Genomic DNA, 15,144 nt, shown 5'->3' with positions numbered 1-15,144 from the left:
AAACACATGTTCAATTTTCATGGATGGTCCAAAGTAAAAGGAGTAAGGGGCTTTGCAGTGCTGCTGGCAGCAGTTCTCATGGTTACCGGATGCAGCGGGGGCTCCAGCGGTACGGGTGAAGGCAATTGGATTTCCATTGAAGACCGTTATACGGTTGATCCGAATAAGCCTGCCTGGACGCTCGACCAGAAGCAAGAAGCTACCGATCTGACATGGTATGTGAATGCAGACTGGTGGAATACAGATTTTGGCAAAGATATTGTAACGAAGAAAATCAAGGAGGATTTGAATATTAATATCAAGTTCATTACAGGAGATGACACGAAATTAAATACCTTTTTTGCAGGGGGAGATATGCCTGATCTGTTGACGGTGTTTGATTCCAATTCAGCCGTAGTGCACAAGGCCTCCACCTGGGCGATGCCCCTGAATGATCTGGCCGAGAAATATGATCCATATTTCAATAAGGTTGCTGCTGCGGACACGCTGAACTGGTTCCAGCAGGAGGACGGTAAAACCTATGGTTACCCTAACTATTCGAACACGCAAGAGGATTATGATAGCGGTAACATTCCAGCGAAAACAGCTTTTATCATTCGTAAGGATGTATACGAAGCACTGGGCAGTCCAGTTATGGGCACACCCGAGCAATTCCAGCGTGTCATGAAGCAGGTCAAGGAAAAGTTCCCTTCCTTAATTCCGTTTGGTTTTAATGCGATTGGTGAAGGCACAGGTTCACTGGGGGATACACTTCAGGATTTTATCGGCGTGCCGCTGGAGACGGACACTGGCGAGTTCTACGATCGTAATCTGGACGAAGACTACCTGACCTGGCTGAAAACAATAAACGCAGTGTACAGAGATGGCAATATTAGTGATGACAGCTTTGCGGATGATGGGACGGCTTTTGAAGAGAAGGTCAAGTCGGGCAAATATGCTACGATGCTGCTGGACGGTACACCTCAACAGGGAGGAAATCTCCAGATTTATATGAGTGCTAATGAAGGCAAGGAGTATATTGCCATTGACGGACCGCAGAGCACCAAGGGGCATGCACCAACGCTGAATCAATCCGGAATTACAGGCTGGATGATCAACTTTATTTCCAAGGATTGCAAGGACCCGGCAAAGGCCATCCAGATTTTCACCTATTTGCTGAGTGAAGAAGGACAGATGCTGATGAATTACGGCATTGAAGGAGAGACGTTTACCAAGAAAGCAGATGGTACGGTAGAATTACTCCCCGCGGTGAAGGACCTGCAGCTGCATAACGCGGATCAATTCAAAAAGGATTACCGCATGGGCGAGTTTATGTTCTTTGGTCATGACCGTCATAAAGCGCTGAGCGCAGATGCCTTCCCAGAGGCCATCAAGCAGATGCAGGAATGGGGCAAAGGCAAGCTGACACCACATTTTATTTTGGAAAATATTAATCCAAATCTGGGAACGCCCGAAGCCCGTGCGCTGTCAGCGATCCAGACGAAGTGGAACTCTACCCTTGTCAGCATGCTGCGGGCCAAAGACGATGCCTCGTTTGAAAATGCGCTTGCTGCGTACCAAACCTTCCTTGAAGAGAATCGCTGGCCGGACATTGTGAAGATTCGCAGCGAGAAGATGAAGCAGAACAAAGAAAAATTAGGCATTTAATAAGCTGAACTCCATAAACCGTCTCACAATCCACACCTGAACAGGGAGGCTTCGCAATGACCACATATAAAATATACAGGACTACAAGTGAGAATGAGCTGTTTCAGTCCGTAAGTCTGGAGCAATGCCGTGCTGACCTGTCAAAGAATACGGGCACAGCCCATGCCGCTTCAACTGTAAGCGTTCGATTAAATGATCGTGAAACGTATCAGGAGATGGATGGTTTCGGTGCTTCGTTTACGGATGCCGCTGCCTATCTGATGCATCAGAAGTTAACTGAGGAACAGCAGGTCGAAGTGATGACACGACTGTTTCATCCTGTGGAAGGCATAGGTTTGTCTGTGATCCGCAATCCGATGGGCGCTTCTGATTATGCACGCACGGTCTACAGTTATAATGATCTGCCCGACCATCAAACTGACCCGGATTTGTCCGGGTTCAGCATTGCCCATGATGAAGCAGATATCATTCCGTTAACCCGTCAGGCGCTGGCTCTTAATCCTGAGTTAAAGCTGTTTGCTTCGCCATGGAGCGCACCAGGCTGGATGAAAACAAGCGGGTCGATGATTACTGGCCAGTTAAAACCCCAGTGGTATTCGGCATATGCAGCGTATTTTGTAAAGTACATTCAGTCTTACGCGGCGCACGGTCTGCCCATCTATGCCGTTACACCGCAAAATGAAGCATTGTATGAGCCTGGGCATTACCCCGGCATGCTGATGCCTGCCGAAGCACAGGCCGAGTTTATCCAGCACCACTTGAAGCCCGCTTTCGTACGCAATAACCTCCAGACCAAAATCCTCTGTTATGACCATAACTGGGATCGCCCGGACTATCCGCTTACAGTGCTTGAGCAGGCTGGAGAAGCTGTCGATGGGGTTGCCTGGCATTGGTATGGCGGCAATGCGGCTGCACAGAGCGAGGTATATGAAGCTTTTGCAGGTAAAGAGGTGCATTTTACAGAAGGGTCTGGCGGAGAGTGGATACCTCCATTTGAACAGGCGTTCTCCAATGTGATACGAACCGGTATTCAGATTCTTCGAAATTACAGCAAGTCCATGATTTTATGGAATATGGCACTGGATGAGCAGAACGGACCCACTGTGCCTGGATTTGGACGGAGCACTTGCCGGGGGATCATACAGATCAACCAGCAAACCGGCGAGTTTGTGTATACGCTCGATTATTATGCGCTGGCTCACTTCAGTACGTTTATCCGCCCCAAAGCAGTCCAGATTCACTCCATATCCAGTGATGATACAGTATTTACGGTTGCTTTCCGCAACACAGACGGATCTGTAGCATTGGTCCTGTTCAACGACGGGCAGGAAAGCAAACAAATTGTGGTGCAGATGAAGGAAGGAGAGCAGGTTAATCTGTCGATGGAGCCCAAGTGTGCACTGTCGATATTAAAGAGCTAGAAATTTAGAATAGTTTTGGAGGTGAGGGCCTATTTCCTGTCTGTAATACACGTGCAGTCTTTCCACTGGATGCCTCAGATGATCATGAGAAGGAGAGGGTTTCATGAAGGTTTGGAAAATAAGGCTGATTCGATTGCTCTCTATATGTCTGGTTATTTCCAGTTTAGGTGCTGTCAGCACCACACAAGCCGCAGGAGAACAGGTAGAGGTGTGGATTTCGACCGCCGATCCCCATACAGAGCCTGCAGTGGGGCTGCGATCCGATGCCAGGCTGACCCGAATAGCCTCTCAGCATTTTGACAATGCATCTGCCAACGCAGAGGTAACCATTACGGTCAACGAGAACAGAACATTCCAGCAGATGGATGGCTTTGGTGTCTCATTGACAGACTCATCTGCCTGGCTGATGAATTACAAGCTGGATGCAAACAAGCGGGCAGAGGTTATGGAAAAGCTTTTTGGAAATACGGGCATTGGGCTTAGTATGTTAAGACAGCCTTTGGGCAGCTCTGATTTTGCATGGGCGGCCTACACATATGCGGATGCTCCTAATGATAATTCACTTAGCCAATTCACCATTCAACGCGACAGGCCCTATATTCTGCCGATGGTCAAAGCAGCCTTAGCCAAAAATCCGCAGATTAAAGTTATGGCCTCTCCCTGGAGTGCTCCGGCATGGATGAAATATTCCGAGAAGTTGAATGGAGGTAAACTGAGAGCAGAGCATTATGGCACGTATGCGAACTATTTTAAAAAATTCATCGAAGCCTATCAGGCTGAAGGTGTTCCGATTTATGCGGTTACACTGCAGAATGAACCACTATATGAGCCCTCTCATTATCCATCCATGGGAATGAACATCCCTGATCAGATCGGCTTTATTGGCGATTACCTCGGACCTGCACTTCGTAGCGCCGGGATGAACACCAAAATTATCGCCTTTGACCACAACTTTCTGGATTGGGATTTTCCGAATCAAGTCATTACAAGCTTGAAAAACTCAGGCAAAGGCAGCTACGTATCAGGTAGTGCGTTCCATCATTATGACAGCGGGGATGGCTCTCAGATGACATCACTGCATAACAGTCATCCAGATAAGGATATCTGGTTTACAGAGGGTGGATTCGGGAACTGGAATGATCCTCCGAACGGGACTGCGGCTGGCTTTGATAACATGATGAATGAGTTTATCAACATTACACGAAACTGGTCCAAATCCATCATCCTCTGGAATGCAGCTCTGGATCAGAACGACGGTCCCGCTCTGTTATCACCCAATAACAGTAACAAAGGCATGCTCATGATTCGTAATTCGGACAATCGGAACGACAATCCCGAGAACCAGGTAACCTATCACAAACAGTATTATTTACTAGGTCATTTCAGTAAGTTTGTTGTACCTGGCGCATATCGGATAGACAGCAACACCGGAACAGAAGTGAGAAATGTAGCGTTTCGCAATCCGGACGGTACTAAAGTGGTGGTTGCATATAACGCTTCCAGTTCATCCCGAAGTGTGAAAGTGGTATGGGGCAGCCAAAGTTTCACCGTCACCATCCCAGGGAAATCGGCCATGACCTACAAATGGTAGAAAAACGGAATAAACATACGCGTGAAACGTCTCCGCAAACCAAAGACCGCTGAACTTAGCGGTCTTTTATTCGTTTTATCATTCTTTTAAGGGGATTTTGTGTATTCACTCCGAATAAATTACAAGGGGGACATATAAGCACTTGAATTCTAGAATGAAGAAATCAGTGTTAAATAACAACTTTGGAGGACATACATGTATAAACTGATCATTGTGGAAGATGAACTGCTGATGCGTGTGGGCATTCGCTCGATGCTGAATTGGGAAGAGCACGGCTTTTGCGTGGCGGGTGAGGCCAGCAATGGAAGAGAAGCCTTGGAGATGGCGCTGGAAAAGGCTCCAGACCTGATCATTACCGACATTAAAATGCCTGTCATGGATGGACTGCAGCTGATTCAGGAAGCGTCCAATGTAATAAAACATTGCAAATACGTCATTCTCAGCAATTTCGACGAGCTTCATTATGTGAAAAGGGCATTAAAGCTCGGTGCTGCAGATTACCTGATCAAAAGTGAAATCAACGAGCATTCGCTCATCCAGCTGCTGGAGACGATTCGTGAGAAGCTGCAGAGCGAGCAGAAGCTTATACACGGTTTCCCGCCTGCGTCAGCAGATTATTCGAAGAGTCTCCGATACTTGAAAGATAGCTTTTTCCAAGATATTGTAAGCGGATTCATATCTAATCACGACATGTTACTCAAAGCAGAGGAGCTTCAGTTTCGCATTCAGTCAGACGATCTGGTTGTCATCAAATTCATCGTCAATCATGTGGAGCAGGTCAAACGCAAGTACATTGAAAAAGGGGAGAAGCTGCTTCGTTTCTCTATCCTTAACATAATGGAGGAAGTGATTCCTTCCCGATGGGCCAAGGAGATTTTTGTGGAGAGCTCAGCCGAATACTGGGTTGTGGTGAACGCAGGTTCAAGCGTCGAATCTGACGTGAAAGCCACACAGACTGATCTGGACAAACTTATTCGTAAAATAATGTCCTCTTTAAAGGATTTCATGAACCTGTCTCTTACAGCAGGTGTAAGCTCGGTTGTGCCTGATTTTACAATGATACGCAGGGCATGTCAGGAAGCAGAGGCCGCATTAGAAGAACGATTTTTCGCGGGTGCTCATCCGATTTTACATGTTCAGCAAGTACGTGAGCAGCCGGGCAGGCAAGAGGTTGTCATTATGCTGAACACAGAGCAGGAACAGCGATTCAAAAAGATTTGTGTCAGCCAGAACAAGGAGGGCATGCAGCAATTTATGGATGAAATTCGCTCTGAACTGTTGACCATGCAAGCGGATGAGAGCAGTGTTCGCAAGCAGTACATTGTAATGATGGAGACGATGCATGCTCACTTATTACATGTTTCATCACGAAGCAAGCTCCCCGTTTCCAGGCAATCACCTTATGAAATTGTACTGTATGGAGAGTGCTGGCACGAAATCCATAACAACGTCGTAGCTCATATGTTAGATACGTTTCATGCTTATTCGCAATCTGCACAGGAGCTTTCCTATACAGACCTCGCCATTGATCTGATTCACAAGTATTATGCAGAGGATATTTCGCTGCAAAGTGCAGCCAGCCAGATTAACGTGAACCCGTCCTATTTAAGTCGATTGTTCAAGCAAGAGAAGGGGGAGAACTTTATCTCTTACCTGACTCGGGTTCGTATTGAACACGCGAAGGCTTACCTGCTCAATAGAGAGCTGAAAGTATATGAAATCGCCGATAAGGTCGGATACCACAACTACACCTATTTCAGTAAAATTTTCAAAAAGAATGCGGGTCTTACGCCAGAAGAATATCGGGAGCAGCAGCATATGCACTAATTCGTAAACCCGAATAATGGATATTACATCAGATCGAGGTGTAAGGAATGAAGCACATCCGGCCTTTCCAGATCAAGTACAAAATTATGGTGATCTGCATCATCGTTATTATTTTTCCCGTATTCGTGATGACGATTAATTCCTATTATTCTTCTGAACGTTTATTGTCGCAAAATTATACAACTCTGCTCACTGATTTGACCAAACAGACTAATATTCGCATCGACGAGTTTCTGAAGGAGATTGAAAAAATCACCCTGCTTGCGAGCAATGGTCTAAGTGACAGCTTGTCGGCTACCCATGAAGGCAGCTTTCCTATTCAGGATTTTCTGCGTGTAGGTGATGAAAACAATGAGATTGCCGCATACAACATCCTTATGAATTACATCATGATGAAGGATCGTGTTTTTTCTATCTATCTGTATAATATGAACGGGGGACAAGACCTGTTTGTAAGTCCGCACCAACCGATTGACCCTACCTTTAACGTCAGAAACGAGCTTTGGTTCAAAAAATTCATGCATGATGATGATCGAACGATTACGTTAACCACCCGGCTGGACAAGCAGCTGGAAAATAAAGTGCTCGCCGTATCCCATGCCCGAAAGATTCATGATGTGTCTAACGGGAAACTGCTTGGTGTCATCGTTGTCAGCATTGATATCAAGTTTATTGAGATCGTCAACCGCAACCTGCAGGAAGGGCTTCGCTCGAGATTTATGATTATCGACGAAGATGAGAAGATTGTGTACAACGTCAATGAGCAGCTGATCGGCACCTTGTTTCGGGATAACGTTCGCCCGTCTGAAGCCTACAATGTGGTTGTGACGAGTCCGCTCAGTCAGCAGAAATGGACTACATATGTTTATATGCCGCTTGAAGAGCTGACCGCCGATGGCAAAATTTTAGGCCGCAATCTCGTAACCTTGGCCATCGTCATGTCACTCTTTGCCGCAGTCATTTCTGTTTTCCTGTCTCATGTGATAACAAGGCCTATCAAAAAGCTGCTGAACAACATTCGGCTCGTCGAAAAGGGACAGTTCGAGCATGTACAGGATATCCGCTCTCGCGATGAGATCGGTCATCTGTCGACCCGATTTAATCGTATGTCTCATGAATTGAAACGTATGGTTGAACGAATGCAGCAGGAGGAGGTTGAGAAGGCCGCTGCCGAGATGCGGGCGCTGCACGACCAGATCAACCCGCACTTTCTGTATAACACTTTAGGCTCTGTAAAGTGGATTGCATCCATGCAGCATGCTGACAAGATCGTAGATATGATCGATGCACTCATCTCCATGCTGCGATATGCAACGAGATCGGATGGCAGTCTTGTCCGAATTCGGGAGGAGCTGACTCACATTATGCATTATGTGACCATTCAGAATGTCCGATATTATGGCAGTATCCAGATGAAGTATGAGATTGAAGAGAGCCTACTGGATTATGTTATGCCCAAAATGATTTTGCAGCCTATTGTCGAGAATGCCTTCTTTCATGGTCTGGTGGAGGTGGAAGAGGATGGTGTAATCACAATTCGAATCCGGCCGCAGGGCAGCAAGATTTGTATTGAAGTTCGAGATAACGGTACAGGTATGGACGGGGATACGATCCGAAGTCTGATGGAGGACAGAAACGAACCCGGAAACGGCGGGCGGGGTATTGGACTTTATAACGTACAGCGCCGGATTCAGCTTCATTTCGGGAGTCCGTACGGGGTAGAGGTGCACAGTGGGATTGGAAAAGGAACTACATTTAAGATCCTGCTGCCTGCGATCACCTGTTTACCGGAGAACAAGTAAGGAATAACCTTCGAGTTTAAGGGAGACGTTTATACGATAATAATGACCTCTTCTTTAGGCTAAGTGTGGAAGAAAATGAAGAAAAGGCCTGCAGACGAATCTGCGGGCCTTCTCTGTATGCTTGCATCACTATATAATTTAAACTATTCATTTACACGTCCTCAACCTTTGACACTGCCAAGCACCAGCCCTTTGGTAAAATACTTCTGCAAGAACGGATAGATCAGCAGGATCGGGATTGCACCAAGGAACATCTGCGCTGCACGTCCTGTTCTCGCATTCATCATAGACAACAGATGGGTATAGTCTGATCCGGATTTCAGCATCATCTGCTCGAAGCTCTGGAGTAACGTTTGCAGATAGCTCTGCAACGGATAGTTCGCCGGATTATTCATATAGATTATGCCGTCAAACCAGGAATTCCAATGCCCCACGATGCTGAACAAACCAACGGTTGCGAGAGCCGGCTTGAGAAGTGGCAGCATAATTCGAAGCAGTACCTGCAAGGGGCCAGCCCCGTCAATGATGGCTGATTCTTCGATCTCTTCAGGCAGGCCTCGAATAAAGTTCATCAGAATAATCATGCTGAACACAGGCAGAGCTCCCGGAAGAATCAAAGACCAGATGGAGTTAATCAGTCCCATTTTGACAACAACCAGATACGTAGGAATCAACCCGCCGCTGAACAGCATCGTTACGATGAAAAAGCCCATGTAGAGGTTTCGGCCCGCAACCTTTTGTTTGGTTTTGGAGAGCGGATAGGCTGTGAGCACAATCAATACCAGATTGACCAGTGTGCCCAGAACGGTACGCTGAATTGCAACCCACAGCGAGGAATAAAATGCCCCGCCAGATAATGCAAACTCGTAAGCCTTTGTAGTGAATTCAATGGGCCAGAACGTCACACTGCCCGCTGATACCGCCGAGCTGCTGCTGAAGGACACGGCGAGTAAATTCACAAACGGCAGGACACAGAGCAGTGAGATGGTCAGCAATATCGTGTAATTTAATATATGAAAGAGACGCCTGCCTATACTTTTATCATAAACCATGCCAATGTGCCCTCCTTAGAAAATACGATAACCTGCCACGCGATAAGCCAGAATGTAAGAAACAGCGACCAGAATACAGGAGATGACCGATTTGAATAAACCAACCGCGGTTGCAATCGAATATTGTGCCTGCTGAATACCGAGACGGTACACATAAGTATCAATAATATCCCCGGTCTGATACACCACAGGTGAATAGAGATTATAAATCTGATCAAAACCGGCATTTAACACGTTCCCCAGTGATAGAACCGACATCAAAACAATCGTTGGCATCAGGAGAGGCAGGGTGATATAGATCGTTTGCTTCCAGCGTTTGGCCCCGTCGATAACTGCGGCTTCGTATAGTCCCGGGTCGATGCTGGTCAGGGCTGCCAAATAGACTACCGTGCCAAAACCAAATCCCTTCCAGATATCACTCAAAATCATCGTCCATGGAAAAATGGAAGGTGTGCCAAGAAAGGAGATCGGTTTAACGCCAAACAGACTGAGAAATGTGTTCACGATGCCATCGGCACTCAGAATGTCCAGCATAATGCCCGCCATAATAACCCATGACAGAAAATTAGGGATATACACGAGGGTCTGAAAGGTGCGTTTGATTCCGTTATGCATCACCTCATTCAGCAGCAGCGCAAATACAACCGGTACAACGATCCCCCCAACCATTTTGAAGATGGACATGTAAAGGGTGTTCCAGATCGTTCTTATGAAATTAGGCTGGTTGAATACATGGGTGAAATTATCCCATCCGACCCAGGGAGAGCTGAAGCCAAGTCCGGGGTTATATTTCTGAAACGCAATAATGAGCCCATAGAACGGGATGTAGCTAAAAATAAATACCAGCACGACACTGGGAATTAACATGAGGTGATACGGACTTTGCTGCTTCCATTTTTTCAGCATGGCTGTTCCTCCGTTCGGCATAACTGGATCAGTTGTAACCTTTATCAAAAAGAGGGGGTGAGAACAGGCTCAACCCCTCGGCATTCACACTGCAGATGCTTTATTTGCCGTAGGCTTCGTTCACTGCTTCAATCGCAGTATCCCCGCCGGCTGCACGCCAGTTTTGTACCACAACGTCAAAATAATCAATGCTTTCACTACCCATAATGATTTTCGTAAAACCTTCGGTCAAAATATCATCCAGGGTTGTGCCATAGCTGGACAGCGCTTCGGGGGATACTCCCCACAGTGCCGTTTTGATATAGTTCTCACTGTCGAGCACTTTTTTCGCCAGACCATATGCATTTTTGGGAGCACCCTGCTGCAAATAATCGCCAACCGATCCCGGTGTAGCATTTTTCTTGAACTCCACACTGTTGTTATATTTCTGCCACATGCCTGAAGTGGTGAGCCCGCTGGTGTCCTCTGTTTCCAGAGCCTTGGATACAGCCTCATACTGCTCATAGTCCGAGTTCGGGTTAAGCACACGGAATGCGCCAACAACATGTGCAATATCATTGTCGAGCAGAGCGGACAGAGTCTCTGGTGATTCCTTGCCGTTGCCCTCATCTACGATATAGGCATAATCATTCAAAATTTCTATCACTGCCTGCGGATTGGCAGCATCCTTTTTCATGACGATGTAATTGTTGTTTGCAAAAAAGATAGACTGCTTCGCTTCCTTGCCATCCACCGTTGGAATGAGATACGGATAGAAGATGGCGTCCTTGCCCAGGTTCGCGACCGTATCAACGCCAGGGTTATAACCCCACCACTGATAATAGGGCTGAACGCCGACTTTGCCTGCAACTATATCTGCATTCATCGCATTAAAGTCCTTGATCGCAAACTCCGGATCAATGATACCCCGCTTGTACCAATCGGCCCATTTCGCAAGCGCGACCTTCATCTCGGGCTGGATGGAGCCGTAGGTCAGTTTGCCCGAGCCGTCATCAATCCACATGTCTGGATGTGCATTCCAGGCAATGGCAAGCAGGTTCAGATAGTCAAGGGATTGATCTACAGCGATGCCGTATCCACCGTGTTTTTCCATAAATTTGAGAGCAATATTTTCAATATCATCTACCGATTTCGGGTCCTGTAGTCCGAGCTCTTCCTTCCAGTCATTGCGAATCCAGATGAAGTCCGGCTGATCAATCAACCCCCAATGCATCTGCGGGATGCCGTAGAGCTTGCCGTCTTTTTTCCCTGATTCATAACTGTCTGCATCCGCTTTCATATAAGATTTGAGTCTCTCCGAGGCATGCTGTTCAAATGCTTCCGTCAAGTCCATGACCATATCGGCCTCAACCAGCTGACGAAGCTGAGAAGGATTTACGCGAAATACGTCAGGCAGCTCATTCGATGAGATGGCCAGATTCAGTTTGGTTTCATATTCATCACTCACCCAGTCCGTTTTGACGTTAATGTTTAATTTCTCTTTGTAACGGCGTGTCCAGACGTTATTGGTAATATCGTCGCCTTTTGGATATTTTGCCGAGCTGTATTCAGACGTTACGGTGTGAATGGTGACCGCGCCTGTGTCGTCTTGATCGGCATCCGTCGGTGTTTTCTTTCCTCCATCACTGCACGCTGCAACGAGCAGAGCGGACATGCTCATGGACAGCACCAGAAGCTTCATCTTTTTGTTCATTAACGTTCCCCCTCAGATTCAAGTTGTCATGAATAAATGTTGTACTTGAAGATATTGTAATGGAGAATACAGGGAGAGGATATAAACGGAATTGACCAGAACCTGTATGATTTTTTACTTTGAACGGTAGTGAGAGAGCCAGTGGAGGTTAGTGGGCAGCACTTATTTGAACTGCATTGCACTTTTTTGACCTGAGCAAGCTGGTGGCAAGACGGGGACGTATACATATTTTTGAGAAATACTTGTGGCTATTCGTTGTGCTTCGGTGTCTAATTCATTGTAAATCAAGAGGAGGTTACACCATGTCAGGCGCTCAGGACCAGGTTTTAACTTCTGTTCAACCGGATGAACAGGAGAGCACACATTCGATCGAATACATCTATTCACGATATCGTGATCGCATCAGCCGATACTTTTCAATGAAACTGGATGCTGCCTCTGCGGATGATCTTACACAGCAGGTATTTTTGAAAGCCGCCAAGAACATGCATCGTTTTAAAGGCAACGCCCATATTTTCACATGGGTCTTCAAGATTGCCCAGAATACGCTCAAAAATGAATATCGCAGGCTTGCACGCCAGCACGAAACACCACTTGACTTTACACAACTGGAATCACAGTCCATTTCTCTTGAATTTACCAAATATGTTGACTTTCGTATCGACATTGGAGCGGCATTGAAGAAGCTGGGTGAGAAGGATCAGGAGATTATCGCGCTGCGATTTTTTGCAGATTGTACGCTGCCTGAGATCGCAAATCTGGTGGGCATGCGGGAGAGTGCAGTGAAGAACAGGCTGTACCGCGCACTTGCAAAGCTCAAAAATGAACTAAATGGATGGGGGAGCATGGCTAACATGTCAATGGAGCAATTTATTTCAATTGTTAATAAAGGAAATTCCGAACATTCAGACGATCAGTTGAAAAAAGCGAATCACGACCTCTTCACAGAACTTGATGCACAGGTTGAACGACTCGCGGTCAAATATCATTATCAGCCTTCACGAAAAGTCATCATTGAGATGTATTCTGATCTACCCACACTTCATCAGGCTGTCGGGGAAAAAGATGCACCGAACTGGTTTACGGGGACATATCAGGATGAGATTCTGAAAATCGTGTCGCCGCTGAATCCAGGCCCTGAGCACACGTATGAATCCATCATCAAAGGTACCGTTCACCTGTTTGCGATGTGGATAATTGAAGAGATTAATCCTAAGGCCCCAAAATGGATCAGACAAGGGATTGGCGGTTACGAAGCCAAATTGATGACCCCGGAATATATCCAAAGCTCGATTAAAGAGACCGTTTGGAACCATGCGATTCCGACTTTTGCTCAGCTGCAAGATGATACATGGGATTTTGAAGCCAAAAAAGGCTTCCAATTCTCATATCTGTTCGTTGAGTTTGTGCTTGAAACATATGGGATTGAAGCGATGAATCAGCTGATTCGTAATCCGCAGCAGGTTGAACGCATCCTGAATTGTTCTGAGGCGGCACTGCATCAACAAATCGTTGACTCTTTGCAAAATTAACCTGTTCGGTAATTAAACGTACAACGATACGTATTTTCAACAACATCTTCAATAAGGGCTCACTCTGTTGCAGCATAGGAGTGACCTGCTTGAAGGTGTTTTTTGGTGTAGTCTCCAGTTCATCTTCTGTTCATGTTTCATTCATCAACAGGACATTTTCATTCATTACAATGGAATAGCTCAAATGAGAAATCATTCAACGGTTATGAAAAGGTTCAGACGGGTGCGTTTACATCATTGAAGGAGATGAAGATTCTTGACTCATACGAAGGATAAACATCAACAACCATATTCCAAATTACGGCGTATACTGCGTATTTTGCTGAAAGTCATCATGATCATCGCATTGGCCATTGTGCTGTTCATTGGTATTGTGTATACCGTGAATCGAGTTAGCAGCCATTCCGAAATGCAAAAGCTTGAGTCCTACGGGCAGCTCGTATCGGTTGCCGGAAAACAGATGAATGTGCTTGTTGAGGGAGAAGGGGAAGAAACGATCGTCATTTTGCCTGGCTTTGGCACGGCTTCGCCTGCACTTGATTTCAAACCACTGCTATCCAGGCTGAAGTCTGATTACAAGGTCATTGTTATTGAACCTTTTGGCTACGGATTGAGCGATCAGACCGACAAGAAGCGCAGTACAGCCAATATCAGCAGCGAAATTCACGAAGCGTTACAAAGCCTCGGCGCAGATCGTTATATTCTCATGGCTCACTCCATCTCCGGGCTCTACAGCCTGGATTATGTGAACCGTTACCCGGACGAGGTAGAAGCATTTATCGGGCTGGATCACAGTGTTCCATCGCTCAGCGAACAGAAAGTGGAAACATCGGATATTGTACCGGTGAAATGGTTCCGCAACCTGGGGTTTGCCCGTTTACAATTGAAGCTGGGTGACAACCCTTATGAAGGGCTGCCTTATGATGAGAAGACCCAAGAGCAGCTATACATTTTGATTCGCAAAAATATGTATAATGACACACAATTAAACGAAGCGGTAAGCATGTATTCCAACTTTCAAACCGCTAAAGCGTTAACGTTTCCTGCGGATTTACCAGTGCTTTTCTTTGTGCAAAAGAATCACCCTGTAGTGCACGAATGGGTTTCGGAGCATGAGAAGCAGATCGTGAATTCCAAGCAGGGAGAGATCGTTCTGCTGGAGGCTGATCATTATCTGTATCGCTCCCACTCCAGCGAAATTGCAGATAAAATTAAGGATTTCATGGAAAGCAGGATGTAACCGCAGGAAATATCCCGACTTTTTGAAAAGGGGATTAGCTATATAAGTTGAACTAAAGATTTTACACCATCCACTCCGATGACAGAACAACCTGGAGAGTAGCGTGTGCCAGGAGCTGCACACGCTGCGAAAATGCAAAACTTTATAGGTCTTAGGCTCTAACGATTCTGTGAAGCCTTATTTGGTCGATATGGCAGCTTTTTTACCGCTAACGATTCCCAGAGACGCTATTTCATGAGAATCGTTCAGATTGGCATCGAAAAGCTGACTTTTTCCCAAAATAAGGTTTCTACGAACACTAGTCATGCGTTAAACCTGACATGAATAATCAGCAAAAAAAAGTGAATTTAGACTTCCAAACCATAAAAAAATCCCCTAATGTAAAAGTGTGGCACATGTTATCCACGACTCTCACAAAAGGAGATCACCCATG

Annotated in this window: 10 protein-coding genes; 7 read left to right on the top strand and 3 right to left on the bottom strand. The window is 46.1% G+C overall.

From position 1 onward, the window contains the following. The first annotated feature begins 6 nt into the window (after positions 1-6). The 5 genes from ACQSGY_RS02765 (at position 7) to ACQSGY_RS02745 (ending at position 8,288) form a co-directional block, all read left to right on the top strand. Positions 7-1,647, top strand: coding sequence for a sugar ABC transporter substrate-binding protein (locus ACQSGY_RS02765; protein ID WP_427050572.1), 1,641 nt, complete (start codon positions 7-9; stop codon positions 1,645-1,647). 56 nt (positions 1,648-1,703) lie between these two features. After that, a complete protein-coding gene (locus ACQSGY_RS02760) occupies positions 1,704-3,068 on the top strand; it encodes a glycoside hydrolase family 30 protein (RefSeq protein WP_427050571.1) in 1,365 nt (454 codons plus the stop codon). 103 nt (positions 3,069-3,171) lie between these two features. Further along, positions 3,172-4,659 carry a glycoside hydrolase family 30 protein gene (locus tag ACQSGY_RS02755; RefSeq protein ID WP_427050570.1) on the top strand — a complete coding sequence of 496 codons (1,488 nt, stop codon included), beginning with the start codon at positions 3,172-3,174 and terminating at the stop codon, positions 4,657-4,659. Positions 4,660-4,854: 195 nt separating this feature from the next. After that, positions 4,855-6,486, top strand: coding sequence for a response regulator (locus ACQSGY_RS02750; RefSeq protein WP_427050569.1), 1,632 nt, complete (start codon positions 4,855-4,857; stop codon positions 6,484-6,486). A 47-nt stretch (positions 6,487-6,533) separates the two neighbouring features. After that, positions 6,534-8,288, top strand: coding sequence for a cache domain-containing sensor histidine kinase (locus tag ACQSGY_RS02745; protein WP_427050568.1), 1,755 nt, complete (start codon positions 6,534-6,536; stop codon positions 8,286-8,288). Positions 8,289-8,449: 161 nt separating this feature from the next. Here ACQSGY_RS02745 and ACQSGY_RS02740 read toward each other — a convergent pair whose 3' ends face one another. The 3 genes from ACQSGY_RS02740 to ACQSGY_RS02730 all read right to left on the bottom strand — a co-directional run bounded on the left by ACQSGY_RS02740 (position 8,450) and on the right by ACQSGY_RS02730 (position 11,939). Next, on the bottom strand, positions 8,450-9,340 hold the full coding sequence (locus ACQSGY_RS02740; RefSeq protein ID WP_111272946.1) for a carbohydrate ABC transporter permease: 891 nt from the start codon (positions 9,338-9,340) through the stop codon (positions 8,450-8,452). A 15-nt stretch (positions 9,341-9,355) separates the two neighbouring features. Next, entirely contained in the window at positions 9,356-10,246 is an 891-nt protein-coding gene (locus tag ACQSGY_RS02735) for an ABC transporter permease (protein WP_427050567.1), read from the bottom strand. Between the two features lie 100 nt (positions 10,247-10,346). Beyond that, positions 10,347-11,939: a hypothetical protein gene (locus ACQSGY_RS02730; protein ID WP_427050566.1), complete on the bottom strand. Its 1,593-nt coding sequence runs from the start codon at positions 11,937-11,939 to the stop codon at positions 10,347-10,349. Positions 11,940-12,241: 302 nt separating this feature from the next. Between ACQSGY_RS02730 and ACQSGY_RS02725 the strand changes: the two genes are divergently transcribed. Both ACQSGY_RS02725 and ACQSGY_RS02720 read left to right on the top strand, forming a co-directional pair. Beyond that, positions 12,242-13,471 (top strand): RNA polymerase sigma factor, encoded by a 1,230-nt coding sequence (locus ACQSGY_RS02725; RefSeq protein WP_427050565.1) that lies wholly within the window; start codon positions 12,242-12,244, stop codon positions 13,469-13,471. A gap of 256 nt (positions 13,472-13,727) precedes the next feature. Continuing rightward, positions 13,728-14,711, top strand: a complete 984-nt coding sequence (locus tag ACQSGY_RS02720) for an alpha/beta hydrolase (protein WP_427050564.1) — start codon at positions 13,728-13,730, stop codon at positions 14,709-14,711. Positions 14,712-15,144 lie beyond the last annotated feature (433 nt).

The organism is Paenibacillus sp. TC-CSREp1, assembly GCF_050171015.1.
GTDB classification, from domain to species: Bacteria; Bacillota; Bacilli; order Paenibacillales; family Paenibacillaceae; genus Paenibacillus; species Paenibacillus silvae.
The sequence above is the reverse complement of the archived record's forward strand: the minus strand, read 5'-3'. Positions and strand labels throughout refer to the sequence as shown.